This window comes from Rhodococcus sp. NPDC057014, from assembly GCF_042673295.1.
Lineage (GTDB): Bacteria > Actinomycetota > Actinomycetes > Mycobacteriales > Mycobacteriaceae > Rhodococcus_F.
In genome coordinates, this window is sequence record NZ_JBHUSF010000002.1 from 1 (window position 1) to 20,933 (window position 20,933).

General features: G+C 63.0%; 17 protein-coding genes and 1 pseudogene. 10 read left to right on the top strand and 8 right to left on the bottom strand.

Translation table 11 applies throughout. The features are described 5' to 3' along the window. The first annotated feature begins 123 nt into the window (after window positions 1-123). The 3 genes from ACFTZB_RS00510 to ACFTZB_RS00520 all read left to right on the top strand — a co-directional run bounded on the left by ACFTZB_RS00510 (window position 124) and on the right by ACFTZB_RS00520 (window position 4,873). Entirely contained in the window at window positions 124-1,302 is a 1,179-nt protein-coding gene (locus tag ACFTZB_RS00510; protein WP_378429594.1) for an acetyl-CoA C-acyltransferase, read from the top strand. A gap of 519 nt (window positions 1,303-1,821) precedes the next feature. Continuing rightward, window positions 1,822-3,315, top strand: a complete 1,494-nt coding sequence (locus ACFTZB_RS00515; protein ID WP_378429595.1) for a 3,4-dihydroxy-2-butanone-4-phosphate synthase — start codon at window positions 1,822-1,824, stop codon at window positions 3,313-3,315. 391 nt (window positions 3,316-3,706) lie between these two features. Continuing rightward, window positions 3,707-4,873: an LLM class flavin-dependent oxidoreductase gene (locus ACFTZB_RS00520; RefSeq protein WP_378429596.1), complete on the top strand. Its 1,167-nt coding sequence runs from the start codon at window positions 3,707-3,709 to the stop codon at window positions 4,871-4,873. Between the two features lie 247 nt (window positions 4,874-5,120). Here the strand turns inward: ACFTZB_RS00520 and ACFTZB_RS00525 are convergent, their stop codons facing one another. Together ACFTZB_RS00525 and ACFTZB_RS00530 are read right to left on the bottom strand one after the other, a co-directional pair. Further along, a complete protein-coding gene (locus ACFTZB_RS00525) occupies window positions 5,121-6,236 on the bottom strand; it encodes an LLM class flavin-dependent oxidoreductase (protein ID WP_378429597.1) in 1,116 nt (371 codons plus the stop codon). A gap of 60 nt (window positions 6,237-6,296) precedes the next feature. Then, complete coding sequence (locus ACFTZB_RS00530) at window positions 6,297-6,698, bottom strand: nuclear transport factor 2 family protein (RefSeq protein WP_378429598.1); 402 nt, start codon at window positions 6,696-6,698, stop codon at window positions 6,297-6,299. A gap of 263 nt (window positions 6,699-6,961) precedes the next feature. Here ACFTZB_RS00530 and ACFTZB_RS00535 point away from each other — a divergent pair. Both ACFTZB_RS00535 and ACFTZB_RS00540 read left to right on the top strand, forming a co-directional pair. Beyond that, window positions 6,962-7,066 (top strand): annotated as a pseudogene (locus ACFTZB_RS00535) (helix-turn-helix domain-containing protein); the annotation flags it as partial. A 114-nt stretch (window positions 7,067-7,180) separates the two neighbouring features. After that, window positions 7,181-9,592, top strand: coding sequence for an ATP-binding protein (locus ACFTZB_RS00540; protein ID WP_378429680.1), 2,412 nt, complete (start codon window positions 7,181-7,183; stop codon window positions 9,590-9,592). A gap of 80 nt (window positions 9,593-9,672) precedes the next feature. Here ACFTZB_RS00540 and ACFTZB_RS00545 read toward each other — a convergent pair whose 3' ends face one another. Further along, window positions 9,673-10,197, bottom strand: a complete 525-nt coding sequence (locus ACFTZB_RS00545; protein WP_378429599.1) for a carboxymuconolactone decarboxylase family protein — start codon at window positions 10,195-10,197, stop codon at window positions 9,673-9,675. Between the two features lie 140 nt (window positions 10,198-10,337). Continuing rightward, on the bottom strand, window positions 10,338-11,996 hold the full coding sequence (locus ACFTZB_RS00550; RefSeq protein ID WP_378429600.1) for a class I adenylate-forming enzyme family protein: 1,659 nt from the start codon (window positions 11,994-11,996) through the stop codon (window positions 10,338-10,340). A gap of 466 nt (window positions 11,997-12,462) precedes the next feature. On the opposite strand from ACFTZB_RS00550, the gene ACFTZB_RS00555 reads away from it, so the two are divergent. Then, complete coding sequence (locus ACFTZB_RS00555; protein WP_378429681.1) at window positions 12,463-12,783, top strand: TetR/AcrR family transcriptional regulator; 321 nt, start codon at window positions 12,463-12,465, stop codon at window positions 12,781-12,783. Further along, window positions 12,681-13,109, top strand: a complete 429-nt coding sequence (locus ACFTZB_RS00560; protein ID WP_378429601.1) for a TetR/AcrR family transcriptional regulator C-terminal domain-containing protein — start codon at window positions 12,681-12,683, stop codon at window positions 13,107-13,109. Before ACFTZB_RS00555 ends, ACFTZB_RS00560 begins: the two co-directional genes overlap by 103 nt. Before the next feature lie 57 nt (window positions 13,110-13,166). On the opposite strand, the gene ACFTZB_RS00565 is transcribed toward ACFTZB_RS00560, so the two are convergent. From ACFTZB_RS00565 to ACFTZB_RS00580, 4 genes are all read right to left on the bottom strand, one after another. Then, complete coding sequence (locus ACFTZB_RS00565; protein ID WP_378429602.1) at window positions 13,167-13,943, bottom strand: enoyl-CoA hydratase/isomerase family protein; 777 nt, start codon at window positions 13,941-13,943, stop codon at window positions 13,167-13,169. Between the two features lie 13 nt (window positions 13,944-13,956). Continuing rightward, complete coding sequence (locus ACFTZB_RS00570; protein ID WP_378429603.1) at window positions 13,957-14,820, bottom strand: enoyl-CoA hydratase-related protein; 864 nt, start codon at window positions 14,818-14,820, stop codon at window positions 13,957-13,959. Continuing rightward, window positions 14,817-15,299, bottom strand: a complete 483-nt coding sequence (locus ACFTZB_RS00575) for a nuclear transport factor 2 family protein (RefSeq protein WP_378429604.1) — start codon at window positions 15,297-15,299, stop codon at window positions 14,817-14,819. Before ACFTZB_RS00575 ends, ACFTZB_RS00570 begins: the two co-directional genes overlap by 4 nt. A 163-nt stretch (window positions 15,300-15,462) precedes the next feature. Further along, the gene (locus ACFTZB_RS00580) at window positions 15,463-15,972 is read right to left on the bottom strand and encodes a nuclear transport factor 2 family protein (protein ID WP_378429605.1); all 510 of its coding nucleotides are present in this window, start codon (window positions 15,970-15,972) and stop codon (window positions 15,463-15,465) included. A 379-nt stretch (window positions 15,973-16,351) separates the two neighbouring features. Between ACFTZB_RS00580 and ACFTZB_RS00585 the strand changes: the two genes are divergently transcribed. From ACFTZB_RS00585 to ACFTZB_RS00595, 3 genes are all read left to right on the top strand, one after another. Continuing rightward, on the top strand, window positions 16,352-17,176 hold the full coding sequence (locus ACFTZB_RS00585) for a mycofactocin-coupled SDR family oxidoreductase (protein ID WP_378429682.1): 825 nt from the start codon (window positions 16,352-16,354) through the stop codon (window positions 17,174-17,176). Window positions 17,177-17,292: 116 nt separating this feature from the next. Next, a complete protein-coding gene (locus ACFTZB_RS00590; RefSeq protein ID WP_378429606.1) occupies window positions 17,293-17,724 on the top strand; it encodes a flavin reductase family protein in 432 nt (143 codons plus the stop codon). Then, the gene (locus tag ACFTZB_RS00595) at window positions 17,721-20,903 is read left to right on the top strand and encodes a carboxyl transferase domain-containing protein (RefSeq protein WP_378429607.1); all 3,183 of its coding nucleotides are present in this window, start codon (window positions 17,721-17,723) and stop codon (window positions 20,901-20,903) included. The genes ACFTZB_RS00590 and ACFTZB_RS00595 overlap by 4 nt, the downstream gene beginning before the upstream one ends. Window positions 20,904-20,933: the final 30 nt, after the last annotated feature.

The window sequence follows — 20,933 nt, forward strand, 5'->3', positions numbered from 1 at the left end:
CCCCACCGGCCCTCGAACGCATGTGCCGGTGGGGTGGCCGATGAAGCGGCGACATCGGGCCAATCTACGCTACTGTTGACCACGCGGCCGGTGGTCGGTCGAAGGACCTTAGAGGAGACGCACGTGACAGCGACGGTATTGGTAGCGGGGGCTCGTACCCCGATCGGAAAGCTGGGCGGAGCGCTCGCCTCGCTGACTGCCGTCGAACTCGGGGGGCACGCCATCCGCGGGGCCCTGGCGAGGGCCGGCGTCGACGGGGGCGCGGTGGACGCGGTCATCATGGGCAACGTCGTCCAGGCAGGTGTCGGGCCCAACCCGGCACGCCAGGCAGCGGCAGCGGAAGCCATTCCACTCACCACTCCCGCGGTCACGATCAACAACCGGTGCCTGTCCGGACTGCAAGCGATCATCGACGCAGATCGGCTCATCAAGTCCGGCGACGCCGACATCGTCGTCGCCGGGGGCATGGAATCGATGACCGGCGCCCCCTACCTCGCACGCGGAGCACGCGTCGGATTTCGGTACGGTGCAGCCGCACTCGACGATGCACTGGACCGCGACGCGTTGATCTGCGCGTTCGACGACCTCTCGATGGGCGAGGCGACCGAACGCTACGTCCAGGGCACCGACCTCGATCGCGCAGGGCAGGACGCCTTCGCTGCGCGATCGCACGAGCGGGCTGCTGCCGCGACCGAGGACGGCACGTTCGCCGACGAGATCGTTCCCGTGGAGATCGTGTCACGCCGCGGTTCGACGACGGTCACCGCCGACGAGGGCATCCGCGGCAGCACGACTGCGGAGAGTCTCGGTAAGCTCCGGCCCGCATTCCGCGAGAACGGCACCATCACCGCCGGTTCGGCGTCACAGCTGTCCGACGGCGCGGCCGCGGTCGTTCTGATGAGCAAGGCAAAGGCAGAGGAACTCGGTCTCGAATGGCTGGCCGAGCTCGGGACGTCCGCGTTCGTCGCCGGTCCGGACACGTCACTGCTGCCCCAGCCCGCCAACGCAATTTCGAAGGCTCTCGAGAAGGACGGCGCTCTGACGGTGGACGATCTCGATCTCGTGGAGATCAACGAGGCTTTCGCCGGCGTGGCACTCGAGTCGATTCGTCAACTGGGCATCGACGCCGACACGGTCAACATTAACGGCGGAGCAATCGCACTCGGGCATCCCGTCGGTATGTCCGGCGCACGGCTCGCGCTGTCGCTCGCGTACGCGTTGAAGCGCCGCGGCGGTGGCGTCGGCGCGGCGGCGCTGTGCGGCGGCGGTGGCCAGGGGAACGCACTGATCGTCAGACGGTAGAACAGTCCGAGCGCTCCTTCCCCTCCGATGCTGTCGCGGGTGCGCTCATGCGGAGATCGGACCTGAATCGGACACATCGACACGTTCTTCACTGGTACACATTTCATTGAATGAACTCCGCGTCAACGCATGATGACGCTATCGGCAACCAAGACCCGGCAACCCCACCGATCGCCCCCGTGCCACGACCACCAAAGCGATCCGCGAAGAACTGAAGTTCATGAACGTCCTGTGGAGGATTTCGCACAGACGGAGACGTAACGCTGCCGTGTGCTATGTCGAGACCCCGACCAGGCCAGATGAGTGCAGGACAGATCCTGACCGTCGTCGGGCGAACCCTGCATACACCAAGGACACACACCTGCGCTCGCCCACTTCGGATCTTCTGGGCACCGGTCTGCCACTCGGGCATGCACCAGCAACGATCCTGAATGGCCACGGTGGCGATCCACAGAAACTCTCAATGTCCACGTTGATGTTGACAGAATCGGCCATCTTTGCGACGCTCGTCACAGAGGATTGGCAATCACCCTGGAAGAAGCGAGGCCGACGATGGACTGTCCGACCACCCGGGTACAACGCGCCTTGTCCGATCTCAGCGCCGGACGACCAGTTGTGCTGACAGGCACGAATCCGGCGGACGACGCGCACATCGTACTCGCGGCCGAGAAGGCAACGGTCGAGACCATCGCCTTCATGGTGAGGTTCGGCTCCGGTCTGATCTGTGCTGCACTTCCCGGTACCGAATGCGACCGCCTGCAGCTGACCAGAATGGTTGGCGAGGACCGTGACCATTCCGGCATCGAGTACACCGTGAGCGTCGACGCCGTCGGGCCGGGCACCGGCATATCGGCCGCGGACCGGGCCCGGACACTACGCATGCTGTCGGACGGCTCCAGCGCCGCCGATGCCTTCACCAGGCCAGGACATGTGTTGCCGGTGCGAACGGATCCCGCCGGCGTCCTGTCGCGCCGGGCTGCCGCTGAAGCCGCTGTCGACCTGGCGAGCGTGGCGGGCCTACGACAAGCCGGAACCTTCACGGCGCTGGTCTCCGATGATGATCCGACCTGCATCTCCAGTTCCGTGGAGGCGCAGCGGTTCGCCGCCGCCCACGGTCTGGGCGTTGTCTCCATCGAGGACGTAGTCACCTACCGGCGCATGGTCGAATCGCATCTTCACACACAGTTCACGCTGGTCCGGGAGACGGCACTGGGGTATGTGCATTGCGTCGGATATCGCAGCGATGTCACCGATATCGAATATGTCGCCTATTCTCTCAATTCCTCGCCGGGTATCGCCACGCCCATCGTGCGGCTGGAAATCGAGATGGATCCAGCACCGCACCTGACGCCCGACATTGCCACAACGGCTTTGGCCGCGGTCGCCGAACATGGTTATGGCACAGTGATCGTGGCGCGCCGACGCAACGGTGATGTGCTGTTGACCGACGTCAATGCAGACCTGGTCGAGGTCGTGCGCGAGTGTGGATATCGCTCACCGATTCTGCTCAACTTCTCGCCCGACGCTCGTACCATGATGTGGCATTTCGGCATGAGCATCAGTCAGTCGTTCGATTCCGCTCCGACCGACCCAGGCCTTCCCTCGCAATACAGGGCAGACGCCGACCCGCAATCCACCTACGTTGTCGGGACGGTGGTGCGTGGGGATCAGCGCGGCCGTGAACTGGGTTTCCGCACTGCAAACCTCGAACTCGAGGATTCCAACTCGATAGCAGACGGAGTGTGGGCCGGTCGCTGCACGCTGCCGGACGGCTCGGTTTTTACCGCCGCCATTTCGATCGGCAAGCGACCCACATTCTACGGCCGGTCGGGTGTCCGGTTGCTCGAGGCTCACCTACTCGACTTCTCCGGCGACCTCTACGGCCTCACTGTCACTGTGCAACTGGAGCATTGGGTGCGGGGTCAGGCCGCCTTCGCGTCGAAAGAAGAGCTGATCGCAGCACTCTCTGCCGACGTGGTACGAACCCGTTCACTGATGCACACCATCGGATGAATCGACACCATGCCGACATCACGCCGCCAGTTGCAGCGAATCGCGAGGCGCGTTGTACAGCACTTTTGCGACCATCGGCCAAGAATCAACGTCAACGTAGCAGTTGACAGTGATGATGATCACCACTATCCTGGAGGGTGCGGTGATCGGTCTGCGCCTCCCGGCAACACACCGAGGCACGTTGCCGGATGGATGCCCAGAGCCCGTGTTCGACCGTTCGCGCTTATCGCCCATCGGGCCGGCGCGAATCCGCGGATTCGCATGAACGATGCAATCCCGCAACGAGTGACTGAACGAACGGAGCATTCTCGCGTCCGACCGGAACGTGCTGCACCGTCGACACGACCGAGACCGATACGTCGATGATGACAAAAGATTGGGAGATCAAGAGATGGAATGCGGAATTTTTCACACCCCGTACATGCGCCCCGGGCGTAAGGACAAGGAGACGTTCGAGTACTCGTTGCTGCTCGCGGCGGCCGCCGACAAGTTCGGTTACCGCGACTTCATGGTCGGCGAGCACGGCATGCAGGCGTGGGAGAATATTCCCAACCCTGAGTTGCTGATCGTCGCGGCAGCGCAGATCACCGAGCGGATGCGTTTTGCGCCGATGGCGCACATCGTGCCGCTGCACAACCCGTCGACGCTCGCCATCCAGGTCGGGTACACCTCGCAGCTGCTCGAAGACCGCTACTTCCTCGGCGTCGGCGCGGGATCCTGGGAGAACGAGGCGGTACTGCGTGGTCAGCCCGGTGACCTGTCCGAAGCCCACCCTCGATTGATGGAGGGACTCGAGGTGATGGACAAGGTGTGGCGTCAGGAACCCTTCGACTTCGAAGGCAAGTACTACAAGGCCGCACGCCTGGACGGACAGATCGATCCCGGTAGCGTCGCATCGCATGGCGAATTCAAGGTCAAGGAAGGCGAGGAGTACCACCTGACCGCAGATCATTCGCCGCACGGCGGCGCAGACGGTCTCGAAATCGCCGTCACCGGTCTGAGCAAGAACTCCCCCTCCCACCGACTCGCCGGTGAACGCGGATGGACCCCCATCTCCTTCTACGGAGGGTCTGCGCTACTGAGGTCACAGTGGGATACGTACTCCGAGGCCGTCCGGTCCATCGGTGGCACGCCGCAGGGTGCGAACTTCAAGATCGCCCGCGACGTATACGTGGCAAAGACCGACGAGGAAGCCAAGGAGCAGGCCAAGAACGGCGCCCTGGGTCATGCGTGGAAGAAGTACCTGATGCCGGTCTACCAGAAGTACCGGATTCTTCAGGGCTTCATCGACGACGCCGACAAGAAGGTCGACATCGACGATGTCGACCTGGACTACCTGGCCGACCACGTCTGGCTGTGCGGCAGCCCCGAAACGGTCATCGCCAAGATCGAGAAGACCTTCGAGCTGGCAGGCTTCCGGTACGGCCAGCTGGCCGTCAACACCCATGACGCTCTGGATGATCCGGCACCATGGGTGGAGTCGCTGCGCCTGTTCGCGACGGAGGTCGTGCCGAACGTGCATGTGGAAGGCACCCACGAGACGGTCGCAGTGAACTGACGTCCTGCCCGGTTCACGCCCCTGGAGATACATCGGTGTTCTGGGCACCGGGGTCGGATGGATGCCCGATCGAACTCCTTCGTCTCGCGACGGAGCTTCACTAGGGCATGGGCATCGCCTGCCCGGAATATCCACCGGGGCTATCTCGTCGGATGTGATGGGCCGTTTCCTGAGATGTAGCGGTGATGAGGGCTGCTGTGCCCTCATCACCGCTATGTTCATTGCTGTCCTTCGTTCGATCCGAGGACTACACCGTCACCGCTGTAGGAAGTGAGATCTTGGGAGCCACTTCCTTCTGGATCATTGCCAGCGAATTGAACCACGGCGCCGGGTCGTCGGAGTAGTCGTGCGATTCGATCTGCAACGTGCCCCACCCGCCGCTGGCCTCGAACAACGTATTGATCTTGTCTACCACGGTGTCCGGTGAGCCCACACAGAATACGTTGTCGACAACCCATTCGAGGTCGACGTCGGCCCTGTCTGCTCCGGCGTCCTTGATGAATCCGTCCATCATGCCGAATCGCCACCAGATGGGGATGAGGTAGCGCTCGAAGCAGTATCCGATCGGCCCTTCCATCACGAGCCGCTTCGCCTCCTTGTCCGTGTCGGCAACGAACACCGTCTGGGACACGTGGTAGCGCGAACGGTCGGCGACGTGCCCATTGGCCTCCGCGGCTGTGGAGTAGATGTCCCAGTGCATCTTCAATGCATCTAGACCGGAGAAGATCGACATCGGTCGGAATCCGCGCTCGCCCGCGAACTGCATCGATGGCGACTTGGCACTGAATCCGGTCACGGCGATCTCCGGTGCACCACCCCACGGACTGAGGTCGGCCAGCTTGTGCTGGTCGTCGCCCTCGTCGCCGTGCTTTTCTTCCGGGTAGCCGGCGTTCCAGAAACGTCCCTCGTAGAAGAAGGGTTCGCGTTTCCAGATTTTCTCCATGATGTCGAGGGACTCGCGGACCATCTCGTTGGTGAACTGTGTGTTTTCACCATTCTTGATGCCATGAATGTACGAGGCGTCCGGATAGGCGCCGGCACCCACGCCGAGGAAGTATCGGCCCTCGAGGATCTGCGACAGCCAGCCGACCATGATCGCGAGCTTCGCCGGATTGTGGTGGGGAAGGATGTGAGCCATCGGCGCGAACTTGATCCGCTCGGTCTGGCGTGCGGCTGCTGCGATGATCAGCTCCGGGTTGGGGATGTTCTCCCAACGTTGAGAGGCGTGCTCGGAGAACATGATCGAGTCGAAGCCGATCTTGTCGGTCTCGATGGCCTGCTGGACGCACCAGTCGAACGTCTGGCGCGCGGTCCGTTCGGGGCGCATGTACGGGTGGACGATGAGTCCTGTTTCCATTGCCATCGTGAACTGCCTTTCTACGAATTTGTGGTCGATTGCCCTGTGCTGGTATGAGACCTTTTGTCAGGCATAGAAGATGTCGTATGCGTGCTTGGTGTCCATGTACTCCTTGACCGACAGGATCTTCCCGTCGCGAAACTCGAACAGGAAGTGGTACTGGTTCTGATAGACCCTGCCGTTCTTCAACTTCGCGTACGAGGTGGCTTCGACGGCGACCTTGTCTCCTTGCGCGATCGCCGCAGTCGGGGTGATCTCGAGAGCGCCGTTCTCGTATATTGAAGTGACCCCGCTCAGCAGCGCACCGAGACCGTCCTTGTCATAGCTTCCCGACATTCCGTCGATACCCCCGGACACCCAATAGGTCGCCTCGGGGTGGAGCGTGTCGAGGATCTGTTCCACGTCGCCCGTGGAGAAGACCTTTGCGAAATTGTTGGCTGAGGCGATGTTCTGTTCCGGCGTGCTCATGGATGCTCCGTCTGTGCGGCGATCTGTTCGGGTATGACCTGTATCACTGTGTACTGTCTGCGCCGTGCACGAAACCGTAGTTGCACTCGGTTCACCACTTATCCCGGCGCGGCGTGATTGATGCAGGTCAAGACGCCATGCTGTCGCTCATGAACCGCTCACTAGTTGTCAATGTGCGCGTTGTCAGATCTTGACCACGCGCCCCGGCACGGGCATGATCGAGCAGTGTCACCCATCACAACCATGTACGCGGACGAAAGAGCACAGTGAACGCTGACGAGTGGCGCGAGATAGTCGAGCTTCGACAATCCGGTGAATCGGTCTCGGGCATCGCGACGCGCTTGAAGGTCTCGCGCAACACGGTGCGGCGCGCCCTGAACTTCGAGGCACCCCCGCGGGACCACCGACCACGGTCTGGGTCGTCAGCCGACGCCCTCCGACCCCGCATCGCCGCGGCGCTCGACGCGGATCCGAATGTGACAGTGGCACAACTGCATCGGGAACTCGAATGGAGTGGGTCGCGAAATACGCTGGCGAGCGCGGTCCGGTGCGTCAAGGAGGAGCGTTCACGAACGACCGGCAGCAGCACATCGAGCATCCGCACGTCCACTGGGACCGATATTCCACTCTTCTCGACGAGTTTCGTCGGTCGCAGCGAAGACCTGGACAAAATCCGGGTACTACTCGGCGACAGCCGACTCATCACTGTCGCCGGCCCCGGTGGTATCGGCAAGACCAGACTCGCGGCAGAGGCGGCAGCTACGTACCGTCGGGCATTTTCCGATGGAGTCCGCTTCGTGGAGCTGGCGTCCCTGCGGAGCGAGACTCTGCTCCCCCAGACGATTCTGGACGCCCTGGGGTTCGACGAGCGAGATGCACCGGAACGAAGTGCAACCGAATCGCTCCTCGAATCGATCCGCTATAAGCACCTGTTGCTGGTGCTGGATAATTGCGAGCATCTCGTCAGCGCGTGCGCCGAGTTGATCTCGCTTCTGTTGCGGAACACCGAACATGTGAAGATTCTGGCCACCAGTCGTGAAGTGCTGTCGATTCCCGAAGAGCACGTGCTCGTCCTCGATCCACTGTCCATGACCGACCACCGTGACCCGGACAGGCCGGGTCCGGCCATCGAGTTGTTCGAGAGCCGCGCCTCGGCCGCCTTGTCCGGATTCTTCATCACGGATTCGAGTCGGGACGCTGCCCGCCGGGTGTGCACACAACTGGACGGTATGCCGCTGGCTATCGAACTGGCTTGTGCTCGCTTGACCGCGCTGTCCGTAGAAGATCTGGCGGAACGTCTCGACGACCGGCTGGCGTTGTTGATAACGGGTAACCGCGGCGGGCCGAGTAGACATCGAAGTCTGCATGCGACGGTCGAGTGGAGTTACGATCTCTGCACTGCGCAGGAGCAGGTGCTCTGGGCTCGATTGTCCGTGTTCTCCGAAGGATTCGACCTCGCCGCGGCCGAAAGTGTCTGTGCCGGTGGTCCTGTCGACGCCGCGAGTATCTTGGATACGATCACCGGTCTGATCGGCAAGTCGGTGCTACAGCGCACCACCGGCGAGGGAGGCGTCCGGTTCAAGATGCTGGAAACGATTCGGCACTTCGGTGCCGGTAAACTGTCCGATGGCGAGAAGGCCGAGCTACGGGTGGCACACGTGCGTTGGTGCGCTGAACTGGTGCGCACCGCCCGCCGATCATGGACGGGGGCCGAGCAGGAGCGTGTGAGCGCCCGGCTTCGCGAGAACCGCGCCAACTTGCGGTCGGCATTACAGACTGCGCTGAGCGACCGGAATCACGAGACGCTGCACCTCGCGTCGAGCCTCGTCGCAACCTGGTTCCTGTGGTCGTCGGCATTTTCGGTACGAGAACACCGGATGTGGGTGACCGAGTTCCTCGGTCACGACGACACGGCCGATGATGTCGTAGCTCAGCTCAACGCGACATTGGGATTGCTGCAGACGATGCAGGGCGAGAGAGTCCAGGCGGCCCGAGCGCTCGCTGCTGCCGCGCGATGCGCACGCGAACTCGGTGACGATGCGACACTGGCATTCGCCCTGCAGACGCAAGGCCTCAACACCTACCTCGGCGGTAATTTCGAGGCCGGCGAACGCCACCTGTCGGACGCGTTGGCACTATACGAGCGTCTCCCCGGCATTACCGATCTGATGTGGACGGCTCACATCGAGATGGGAATGCTCTGCAGCTCGCGCGGCGAGACCGAACGCGCTGCCGAGAACTTCGAGTTCGTTTACGCGCAGGCATCGGCTACCGGAGAGAAATGGATGTTGTCGTACGCGGTGTACGGATTGGGATTGGTAGAGCTGGTTCGCGGACGCCACGACGGGGCCATCACTCACGCAATGAACGCCCTCGCGCTCAACCGCGCCTTCGACGACACGGTCGGAGCAACCTTGGTCACCGACCTTTTCGCCTGGGCAGAAGCCGCGGCAGGCTCCGGGGAACGCGCCGCCGTACTTCTCGGTGCAGCATCGTCGATGTGGGAATCGTTCGGCATGCAGCTCTACGGATCCCGGCACTGGGTCGAACGGAGAGAGGTGTACGAATCCCGTGCGCGGACTTCGCTCGGAGACGAGGTCTACATGGCAGCGCGTCGTCGCGGGTCGACACTGTCGATAGCCGAACTCATCGCTTATGCCCTGGACGAGGAGCCCGACGACAGCCCGTCGACGTCGTCACATCCGGTGGTCGGACTCTCACCCCGGGAGATGGACATTGCACAATACGTGGCACACGGACTCACCAACAGGGAGATCGCGGACCGGCTCGTCCTGTCCGTCAGAACCGTCGAGGGGCACGTCGCGCACATGCTCCGCAAGTTGGGAGTAGCCCGCCGCTCCCAAGTGGCAGCCTCACTCGCGGCAGCGACCTGAGCCCGACTGGAGTGAAACACTCGGTTCGCGGCAGCGGTAGTGCCTTTCGTGTCGACCCGCGGGAGCAAAGACGGCTACGGTCAGCCGACGCCGCGGTGCTCGGGAGCGGCCGCCGAGATTTCGAGAACCTCACGGATACTGCGGGCACCGGCGCCGAGGTCGAGCGCGTTTCTCAGGTGCAGCAGGAACCCGGGCTTGTATCGGTGGGTTGGAGTGGAATCGGCAGCCAGAGAGATCAATTCCTTCGTCACCGCCCGCAGTGCCCGACTCTTCCACGGCACCGCGCAGTAGTCGAAGAACGCCACGAACGTTTCCGGTGACATCCTGAGCAGTGCGTCGAAGAAGCCCGGAAGCTCGGCTTCCATGCGCTGCCAGTACGGGTCGGTGCCGATGTGGCGATCCCACAGGTTCTGCTGCGTCTGATCGAGCGGTGCGTCTTCGCCGCCGTTTCTGCGGCGAACGGCACTCGACAGCTGTCTGGACGACTCGAACAGTGTGTGCACCCCGAGTCCCGATACCACCGTCAACGCTTCCTGAATTTGTGCAGCGTCGAGGCCCAGGTCCAGAGCTTCCTCGATGTAGCGGCCGGTACCCGCGACATCCATCGTCGTTGCTACCGCGCGAACCGCGATATGTGTGAGCACACGAGTTTGCTCATCGAGGCCGGCTCCATCCTGAACTCCTTCCAAAATCTCTTCCGCCAACACACGAAGATCTTGGGTGTCGAATCCGACTGTCACGGAACTCATCCGGCTGTACTCATTGACTTAGCCGGCGTCGCCAGTTGTGTTTTGAGCCCTCGCTTGTTGATCTTCGTCGCCGACATCGGCCACGCCCCCGCCTCGACGAAGAAGACCGCGCGGGGAACCTTGTACCGGCCGATCCTGCCGTCACAGAATTCGATCAACTCGGCTTCTGTGAGCTGATGGCCTTCTCGGACCTCGACGAAGGCCACCGGCACTTCGTCGAGCCGGTCGTCCGGGCGGCCGATCACAGCGGCAGTCAACACCGCAGGATGCTCACAGAGGAACGACTCGACTTCGATGGCCGCGACGTTCTCGCCACCGACCTTGAGCATGTCCTTGAGCCGTCCGTGGAACACCAGGCACCCCGACTCGGTACGACTGTAGAGGTCCCCGGTCCGCAACCAGCCGTCCGAATCGATCGACTCGGCGGTCTTTACGGGATCCTTGTAGTACCCCTCGGTCACGCAATACCCTCGGATCAAGATCTCACCGGGAACCCCCACCGGCTGCTCCGCACCGTCGAATGGATCGACGATACGAATCTCAACGCCCGGCACGGCCTTACCTTGTGCACCGCTTCGATCCTCGAACGACTCGTCCGGCTCGCTGAGCGCATAGATTCCGGTCGTTTCCGTCATTCCGCATGCGGCCATCAGTTCGGCCGCCGGGAACAGATTCTGAACCTGTTCGATGAGGACCCGTGGGCCGATCAGGAACAGGTACCGGATCGAGTCGAACTGGGCCGCGTCGAAATCCGGGTGCGACATCATCATCTGCATCGGTCCGGGGAACCAGGGCCAGACGCAGGTCGGCCGCTCGGCCCTGATCAGCTCGATGGCGCGACCAGGTTCGAAGAACGTATCGGTCAGGAACGTTCCCCCGGCACCGATCGCGCCGATCAGGGGGGCCAGCGCAGCGATGTGGAACAGTGGTCCGCCGGCCCAGCTGATGTGGCGCTCTCCCGCCGACAGGCGCCCGGTCGCGCGCTCCACCGGGCCGCGCGTCATCGATTCGTGGGTGAGCATGCATCCACGGGGGTGGGCGGTCGTCCCCGATGTGTACAGGATCGCGGCGATATCCCGTGTCCTGACCCGTCGGCGATGTCGATGGACGATCGACGGGTCAACGGTCGCCGCTGCCGTATCCAGGTCCGCCCTGGAAGTGAATCCGAGCTGGTCCCCGCCCTTGAGTAGTAGCGCACGCCGCAGACGCGGCGCTTCGGGTAGGTCGAGGTCGCCGCCGGCAGTCGTCGTCAACGACGGTAGCGCTTCGTGCAGCACCTGAACGAAATCGACGTAGGCGTCGGGGCTGGACACTGTCAGTAGCGCGGTGATATCCGCGTTCTCGATGATATAGCCCAGTTCCTTGGCCTTGTGCCGCGCATTGAGCGGTACGACGACTGCCCCGATCAAGGCCGATCCGAAGAATCCCTCGACGAATTCGATACCGTTCGGTGCCAGGAGCGCGACATGGTCCCCGGACTGGACTCCCATGGCCAACAGCCCGCGTGCAATCGCGACGGCACGCTCGAGTACTTCGGCGTAGGTGAAACGCTCGTCGGGAAATACGATCAAGTCGCGGTCGGGATGTGCGTGTGCTCCACGCACCAACAGGTCGCCGAGCGGAGTGACGGTGCACCAGTCGCCGAAGTCAGTCATGTCGTCCTCAATTGTCGGTCGTCGTCAGCGATTGCGCTGCCGAATTCTGAATGCATGGCACAGACTTCGCGTGCTGCGCGCAGAGGGTCGTGTTGATGTCAACGTTAAGCGACCCACGTCCCGCTGTCAACGTTGGAGTTGATTTTTGTCGATGCCGGCTCGAGGAACTCCTTACTCTTGTTGTAGATGACCGATGCAGCAGATTGCTCTGCGTCGACCGGTACTCGGCAGTGAGATCTCGCCTGCGGCCCCCCGACAGGTTCGAGACCGATGTGCGGCATTGCCGCCGTGGGTCGACCTCGCCGATCGCAACGGATGGCCGCGTTCGAACGACAACTACTACTCGGGAACTTCTCTTCACCTGAACAATTCGATCCGCGCGGGAATCTACGACAATGTTGATCAGTCACTGCGATCCGCGGCGTATAGTTCGACAATGCCTACTTCGACCGCAGCCACCAGTGGCATGAGCCGACGCCGTCGCAGGGCTCAGTACGACAGCAGCCCCAACTATCAGGCCAAGTGCCAGGAACTGTTGCGGACCGCAGCCGATGTCTTCAAGGAGAAGGGCTTCGAAGGGATAACGCTCCACGAGATTGCCGAGCGGTTCGAGACCGACAGGGCGTCGATCTATTACTACTTCGCGAGCAAGACGGGGCTGTTTCAGGCTTTTTCCACTACATCTTGGTTGATGTTCTCGATGAGAACATCGCGGTTGCCGAGGGCATCATCGTCAGCGACGACGACGCAACCGGAAAGCTGCGCCGCCTCGTCGAGCAACAGATGAACTCATACGGCCAGAACTATCCCTTCGTCCACGTGTACATCCAGGAGGACATGACTCAGTTGCAGCTGGACGCAACTTCTTGGGGCAAAGAGATGGCCCGTAAGACCAAACGCTTCGAAACACTTGTCCTCGACACCCTGCAACAGGGCGTCGACGAGGGCACCCTGCGTGGCGAGGTACCGGTGCAGCTGATGGCGAAGTCGCTGTTCGGGATGGTGAAGTGGACACATCGGTGGCTCAAACCCGGGATGCGCAACGTGGATGCCAAGCAGACCACCGAGGCTTTCTGCGCGTTGTTCTTGGAGGGCGCGAGGACGAAGACCTGACTGTGCGCTGGGCCGGGAAACGATCATCCCGACCCAGCGCACCTCACGAAGGTACTGTCAGCGCCCCGTCCATTGCGCTGCACGCTTCTCGGCGAAGGCTGCCCTGCCTTCGAGCCTGTCCGCACTGGTCGCGTAGGCCTCGATCGGCTCGTACCGGGTTGCCAGCGCGACGTCGAGCGGCCAACCCGCGCGCGACAGAACAGCGTCCTTCGCCGCCTGAACGGCGAGGGGCGACGCCGAGGCGATTCGCTCTGCCCACGACGTCGCAGTTTCGAGCAGCTTCTCGAACGGCACGACCTCGTTGACGAGGCCATAACGCTCGGCTTGCTGGGCATCGATGCGCTCGCCGGTGAGAATCAAGGCCATCGCGATGTGATGCGGCAGCTGCCGAATCGCACGGTGCATGATGCCGGCCTCGCCGATGATGCCCACCTTGGTCTCGGGAATACCGAACTGGGCGTTGTCCGCCGCGACGATGATGTCGGCGCACATGGCGAGTTCGAAACCGCCGCCGATCGCGTAGCCCTGAACGGCCGCGACCAGAGGCTTACGAAGAGTCAGCATGGGCCCACCGACGCCGGTGAGTCCACCGCCGAGCGCCATCCTGCGGCCATCGCCTTCCGTCCCTCCGCTGACGTTGGCGCCGGCACAGAAGGCCTTCTCCCCCGTCGCTCCGAGCACGGCGACCCAGATGTCGGGATTCGAGTTGATCTCGGTCCATGCCTCGAACAGCGCCGCGTCCATCTCGGGATCGATGGAGTTCAGTGCCTTGGGGCGATCGAGCGTCACTCGTGCGACGTGATTGTCCAGCTCGAATAAGATTCCGCTGCTCACGGTAAGTCCTTCCTCAGTACTTTTCTGCCACAGGTTGATCGGTCAGTTCCACGGGTTCGCGGTAGGCAGCGATAGCGCCCTTCAGGCCCACCTCGGCCACGAACCTGCGAACCTCGGCCACCGACGGCGACAGATGGAGCAGGGCATCCATTTCCGCGCCGCCCTGGGCCGCGGTGCGCACGCCCATTGCTTCCATCGTCTTGTTGATGGACAGCTTCTTGATCCGCAGAATGTCCGACGGCGTGCGTGCCATGCGAGCAGCAAGTGCTTCGACTTCGCCGATCAGGTCTTGCTCGTCCACGGCGTGATTGGCCCAGCCCCACTCGACCGCTGTCGTGCCGTCGATCGAATTGCCAGGCACGAATGCCAGTTCCTTGGCCCGCTTGGGGCCGACCAGGGGGGCCCACAGGGGGGCGATGTACCCACCACCGAGCGGGATCGCCGGCTCACCGATCTTCGCGGTGCGTGCCACGAAGGTGACATCGGTGAACACGCACATCTGGGTGGCTCCTGCGATGCAGTAGCCGTGTACGGCGGCGATCACCGGTTTCGGATGATCCCAGATCGCGAGGAATCGGTTGACGTTGCGAGCCAAACGCTCTCGGTCGGCCACGGGATCCGGATCCGCTACCACTTTACCGACCTGACCGATGTCGTAGCCGGCCGAGAAGCCCTTGCCGGCGCCGCGGATTCCGATGACCGGACCTCCGGAGGTGGCCAGCGCGGCCAACGCCGCACTGAACTCGTCCAGCAGCTCATTCGATAGCGAATTGGCCTTGTCCGGTCGGTTCAGGACGATCCAACTGATGGGGCCCCGATGCTCGATCCGCAGGTTCTCGAACTGAGCGTCCGGTTTGGTCTCGGCGACCGCTGTCATGCCCGTCCGATCGGAATCTGCTTCTTGACGTGGAAGTCGACGACACCGGACGCACGCAGTTCCCGCCGCGCGAAGCGCCAGCCGTTCTCGTCGTCGTACACGAAGTCGTCGTGGTACTGGCCGAAGAAGTAGCCGTCAGCCTTGCCTTCCTTGGTGTACCGATGCCATGCGTAGAGGACCGAACGGACCTTGGCCGAGGTCAGATCCTCGGAGAAGTCGACGACGACGTTCGACACGTGGTGGCTGGTGGCGGTGAAGAAGGTGCCGATGCCGTCGAGTGTCTCGCGGTAGGCAGCGCGTCCTTCGGCGCCGAAGTCGGGCCCGTAGGCGACGTAGCAGTCCTCCGTGAACAGCTCGGCGAGCTGATCAGGAAGGTTCATGTCCAGGTTGTAGGCGTAATCGAACAGAACCCGTTCGATCTTTCCCTTTTCGACGAGCTCGGTGAGCTCGCGGGTGGACACCTCGCGGGTGGCAGTCATCAGGATCTCCTTCAATGCGACTTGTATGGCCCGGTTCGATCCGACGAACTGGACCCTCCGGTTTGATTTGTCAACGTCGTCGTAGATTTCCGGCGACGTCGGAATTACTTGCGGGCGGCTCCCCGCAGTCGACTGCACCTCGGGTGCGGACGCGCCGCGAGGGTCAGGCGTTGACGGGATAGTCGGACGGTGCGGCGTCGGCACCAGGCCAACGGACCGGCAACTCCGTGGTCAACGACGATGCGACGTCGTCCCAGGGGCCCACGTGGACGGTACGCATGTTGCGCGAAGCGAATCGCCAGCGGCCATCCACTCGGATATACTCGTCTTCGTAGCGCACGGCACCGAACACGGTCGTGCCGCCCGTCGCGATTTCGAGATGGGCACCGACGAGGCCGGTGGCATGATCGTCGTCGACGAACTCGACCAGCACGTAGTGCGGCGTGTGGATCGTGGTGCCGAACGCCGTTCGCGCTTGCCGAATCATGTCGGCGATCCCGCTTCCGCCGGTCGCACCGGGGAAACCTCCCGCGGAAAAGGTCCCCTCGGGCGCGAAGGCGTCGGCGATGGCGTCGAAGTCGTCGAAGTCGGACGCCAAGAAGTATCGAACCGCGAGGTCCTGAAGCTCGGCGCGATCTTCGAGCCGTCGCACCCTGGTCTCGATGTCGGTCATCTGCACTCCTTCGGGACGAAACTGGTTGTGCGCATCCGTTGTCGCCCGCACGCGCCGCGATCAACGTCGGTGTAGATCGCTGGTCCGATCATTATGCGCCGTGCCACAGATGTCAACCTCCAATGTCCGTGCACACAGTGTTGCAATCTACGCGTCTGTGGATCAAATCAACGATTGAGTTGACAGAATTGCCGTGTGAAGGCAGGCTTCGAGAGAGCGATGCACGTCACAGTTCGGTGTGGCATCCGGCACAGCCGAGCGGTGGCACTCGTCGACGGCTGTCCGTCGCAGGTGGAGTCGTGAGACGCCCCAGAATTTCGGGCTGGGCGCCATGCCTCGTCAATGCCCGGCCCGGTCCATTTCGAAAGGAAGATTCCGTATGAGCGGCACGCTAGAAGGCAAGGTTGCATTCATCACCGGCGCGGCCCGCGGACAGGGCCGCAGCCACGCGGTACGGCTCGCCGAGGAGGGCGCTGACATCATTGCCGTCGATATCTGCCGCTCGATCGACTCGGTGCCGTATTCACTGGCAACGGAGGACGATCTTGCCGAGACAGTCGCGCTCGTGGAAAAACTTGATCGCCGCATCGTGGCCCGAACAGCTGACGTGCGCGACAAGAAGGCACTCTCGGCCGCACTCGATGAAGGTGCCACGGAGCTCGGCGGAGTCGACATCGTGGTGGCCAACGCAGGCATCGCCCCGCAGCAAGCGCACGAACCGGATCGCGATGCAGTCTTTGCGGACGTGATCGGCGTCAATCTGGTCGGAGTCTTCAATACCGTCGAGGTCGCGCGGGAACGCATGATCGCGCAGGGACGCGGTGGATCGATCGTGATGACGAGTTCGACGGCCGGAATCAAAGCTGTCGGGGGAAGCTCCGGTGCGGGCATCGGCTACACCGCAAGTAAGCACGGGGTGGTGGGTCTGATGCGCCAGTACGCCGTGCTGCTGGCCGAGCACAACATTCGAGTCAACTCGGTACACCCGACCGGGGTGAGCACACCGATGGTGGTGGGAAACACCGCGTTGGCGGGGGCATTGGCAGATCCGGCCAACATGGGTAACTCGATCAGCAACCTGCTGCCGATCGAGATCCTCGAACCCGAGGAGATCAGCAATGCCGTGGCCTGGCTGGTATCCGATGAATCCAGATACGTCACCGGCGTGATGCTGCCCGTCGACGCCGGGTTGACGATCAAATGACCGGCACCCGGACCCCGGGAGTGGCAGAGGGATCGTTGGTAGTCGACGACGATCGGGTTATCGACCCAGGACTGTTCCGCAACATCTTGGGTCATCTCCCCACAGGGGTGGTAGCGGTGACAGCAATCGCCTCCGACGGTCGACCGGTCGGCATGGCGGTGGGATCGTTCACCTCCGTCTCGCTGGAACCCCCACTCGTGGCCTTCCTCCCCGACAAGTCGTCGACGACCTTCCCCAAGATTCTTGCGGCGCAGAGATTCTGCGCGAACGTGCTCGGGGACGATCAACAGCACGTGTGCCACAGTTTGTCCCGAAAAGGCGACGACAAGTTCGCAGACGTCGATTGGACACCGACACCGTCGGGAACGCCTCGTATCCTGGGTTCCCTGGCGTGGATCGACTGCGAGATCGACGCCGTGCACCACGCCGGCGACCACTACATCGTCGTGGGACGGGTCCATCATCTCGAACTCGACACCCCGGAATCTCCCCTGATCTTCTTCCAAGGCGGTTACGGCGGCTTCGCCGCCACCGACACCCCCGCATGACGGGGTTGCTGATCGCCAATCGCGGCGAGGTTGCGCTCCGCATCATGCGCACTGCCGCCGCACGAGGTCTGCGCACCGTTGCCGTGTACAGCGAGGACGAGCCTGATTCTCCGCATGTGACGCGTGCCGACGAGTCGATTCCGATCCCGGGCGTCGGACCGTCGGCGTATCTGGACGTGGCGAACATCTGCAGTGCGGCGTCGTCGACCCGGGCAGCGATCGTGCACCCCGGGTACGGGTTCCTCAGCGAAAGTGCGGAGCTCGCCGAAGCATGCGCCGCGGCCGGGCTGACGTTCGTGGGCCCGGACGGTCCGACCCTGCGCCTTCTCGGGGACAAGTCCACCACCCGGGCACTGGCCACCCGATGCGCGGTTCCGGTGCTGCCCGCCACAGCTGGCCCGACCACCAAGACAGCGGCCCGCGACTTCGCCGAGTCCCTGGGCGCGACCGCGGTCATAGTCAAGGCCGCCGCCGGTGGCGGCGGGCGCGGCATGCGCATAGTCGACGATCTCGAGAAACTCGATCAAGCCATCGACAGGTGCCGTTCAGAAGCCGAACGTAGCTTCGGCATTCCCGACGTCTACGTCGAGGCATATCTCCCGCGTGCCCGCCATATCGAAGTTCAGGTGGCCGGCGACGGTAGCAAATTCCCCATGCACCTGTTCGACCGCGACTGCACTGGACAGCGTCGCCACCAGAAGATGGTCGAGATCGCGCCGGCGCAGTTCTTACCCGACACCACCCGCGAGGCACTGTTCACCGCTGCGTTGTCACTCGCCTCCGCAGTATCACTGCGAGGCTTAGCGACGTTCGAATTCCTCGTCGACGCCGATGACCCCGATCAGTGGTATTTCATCGAGGCCAACCCCCGGCTGCAGGTCGAGCACGGCATCACCGAACAAATCACCGGCCTGGACCTGGTGGGTCTGCAACTCGACCTTGCGCACTACCGGACTCTCCCGGACCTGAACCTCACCCCCGGCGCCCTCGGTACCCCCCGTGGCATCGCAATCGAGGCCAGGATCACCGGAGGACCCAGACCAGATGGTTCGGACCGACTGAAGGAAGTGCGTTTTCCCACCGGACCGCACCTTCGAGTCGAGTCCCACCTGCATCCCGGAATGCGGGTCGGCACCGGTTACGACCCCTTGCTCGCAAAGGTGATAGTTCACCGGCATGACGGTGATTTCGCCACTGCCGCTGCAAAGTTGAAATCATCCCTCGACGAGGTTCGTCTCGATGACCTCGACACCGATATCTCCACACTCCAATGGTTCCTCGGCAGCGACGCGTTTCGCTGCGGTCGAACCACGACACGGACGATCGACGACCACCTGGTGACGGAAGCCCCGGCAAGCGAGGCGGTGTCGGATGAGGCATCGATCGACGTTCGGACTCCACTGACCGGTACCGTCGTCGCGCTGTCGGTGAAAGCAGGTTCCACCGTCGAGCGCGGCGACGTCCTGGTCACCATCGAAGCGATGAAAATGGAAACCGACGTACGCTCGCCCGTTACCGGGTCCGTCATCGCAGTCGACGTGGAGATCGGCCAGTCGGTCTCAGCCCGAACACTGCTCGCCGTCATCGAACCGGACAGACATCAGCCCGAGGAAGCGTCTGTGATCGACCGGATCGACCTCACCGCCACGCGATCCGACCTCGACGACATCCTGGCTCGACACCGACGAACCCTCGACCAAGCCCGCGCAGGCGCCGTCGAACGTCGCCACGATCGAGGCAAGCGCACCGCCAGGGAGAACCTGCAGGACCTGTTCGATCCCGAACCGTTCCACGAGTACGGATCGCTCGTGGTCGCTGCACAGCGCCGCCGTAAATCACTTGCTGAACTCGAAGGCTCCACACCTGCAGACGGTCTCGTCGCCGGCTTCGGAACTGTCGACGCCTATCCGACTGCAGCATTGGCCTACGACTACACCGTGCTGGCTGGGACGCAAGGCCTCCAGAGCCACAAGAAGGCCGAGCGGATGTTCGACCTCGCCGGCCGACGAGGAACCCCCGTCGTCGTGTTCGCCGAGGGTGGCGGCGGCAGGCCAGGCGACACAGACGACATGTCTCGCGCAACACGGATGGATCTGGGAACGTTCGTCGCACTCGGCCGCCTCAACGGGGTCGTGCCGACAGTCGGGATCGCGTCAGGACGATGCTTCGCAGGCAACGCGGCCCTGGTCGGAGCCTGTGATCTCGTCATCGCCACACAAGACTCGACCATCGGCCTCGGCGGTCCTGCGATGATCGAGGGGGGTGGTCTCGGATCCTTCGGCGCGGACGAGATCGGGCCCGTATCAGTTCAGGGCCCCAACGGTGTCATCGACGTGCTCGTCGATGACGAGGCCGAAGCAGTAGCCGTCGCACGACGCTACTTGGGCTATTTTCGTCGGTCCACGACAACCTGGAGCGCACCCGATCAGCGGCAGCTGCGGCACGTCGTGCCAGAACGTCGCAGCCGCCCCTTCGATATGCGCACCGTCGTCGACACAATCGCAGACGAAGACTCCGTGCTGGAGCTGCGCCGCGACTTCGCACCGGGAATCATCACTGCACTGGTACGGATCGAAGGGCAGCCCACAGGCGTGGTTGCCAACGACGGAAGCCGTGCCGGTGGGACCATCGGAAGCGCCGAAGCAGACAAAATGGCGCGCTTCCTGCAGCTTTGCGAGGCCTACGCGATACCGATCGTGTCGCTCTGCGACACGGCGGGCTTCCTCGTCGGACCCGACGCGGAACAAACGGCATCGGTGCGGCACGTCAGCCGCCTGTTCGTCATCGCGCCATCACTCACGGTGCCGTTCTGCACCGTGATCGTGCGTAAGGCGTACGGACTCGGAGGCCAGGCGATGGCCGGGGGCAGTTTTCGTGTTCCCGACGCGATCGTGGCATGGCCGACCGGTGAACTCGGTGCGATGGGGCCGGAAGGCGCCGTGAAGCTCGGTTTCCGCCGTGAGCTCGACGCCATCGAGGACGACGACGAACGGGACCAGGCCTACCGAGCTCACCTCGAGCAGTACGAACAGCAGGGTAAGGCGATCAATGCTGCGTCGGTTTTCGAGATCGACGACGTCATCGATCCAGTAACGACCAGATCTTGGATCGTCTCGGTGATCAGCACGCCGCGGCCGGACCGCCCGTCCAGCGTGCGCCGGCGAATCGATACGTGGTAGCGGCGCCTCAGGTGTAGCGAACCGCACGCT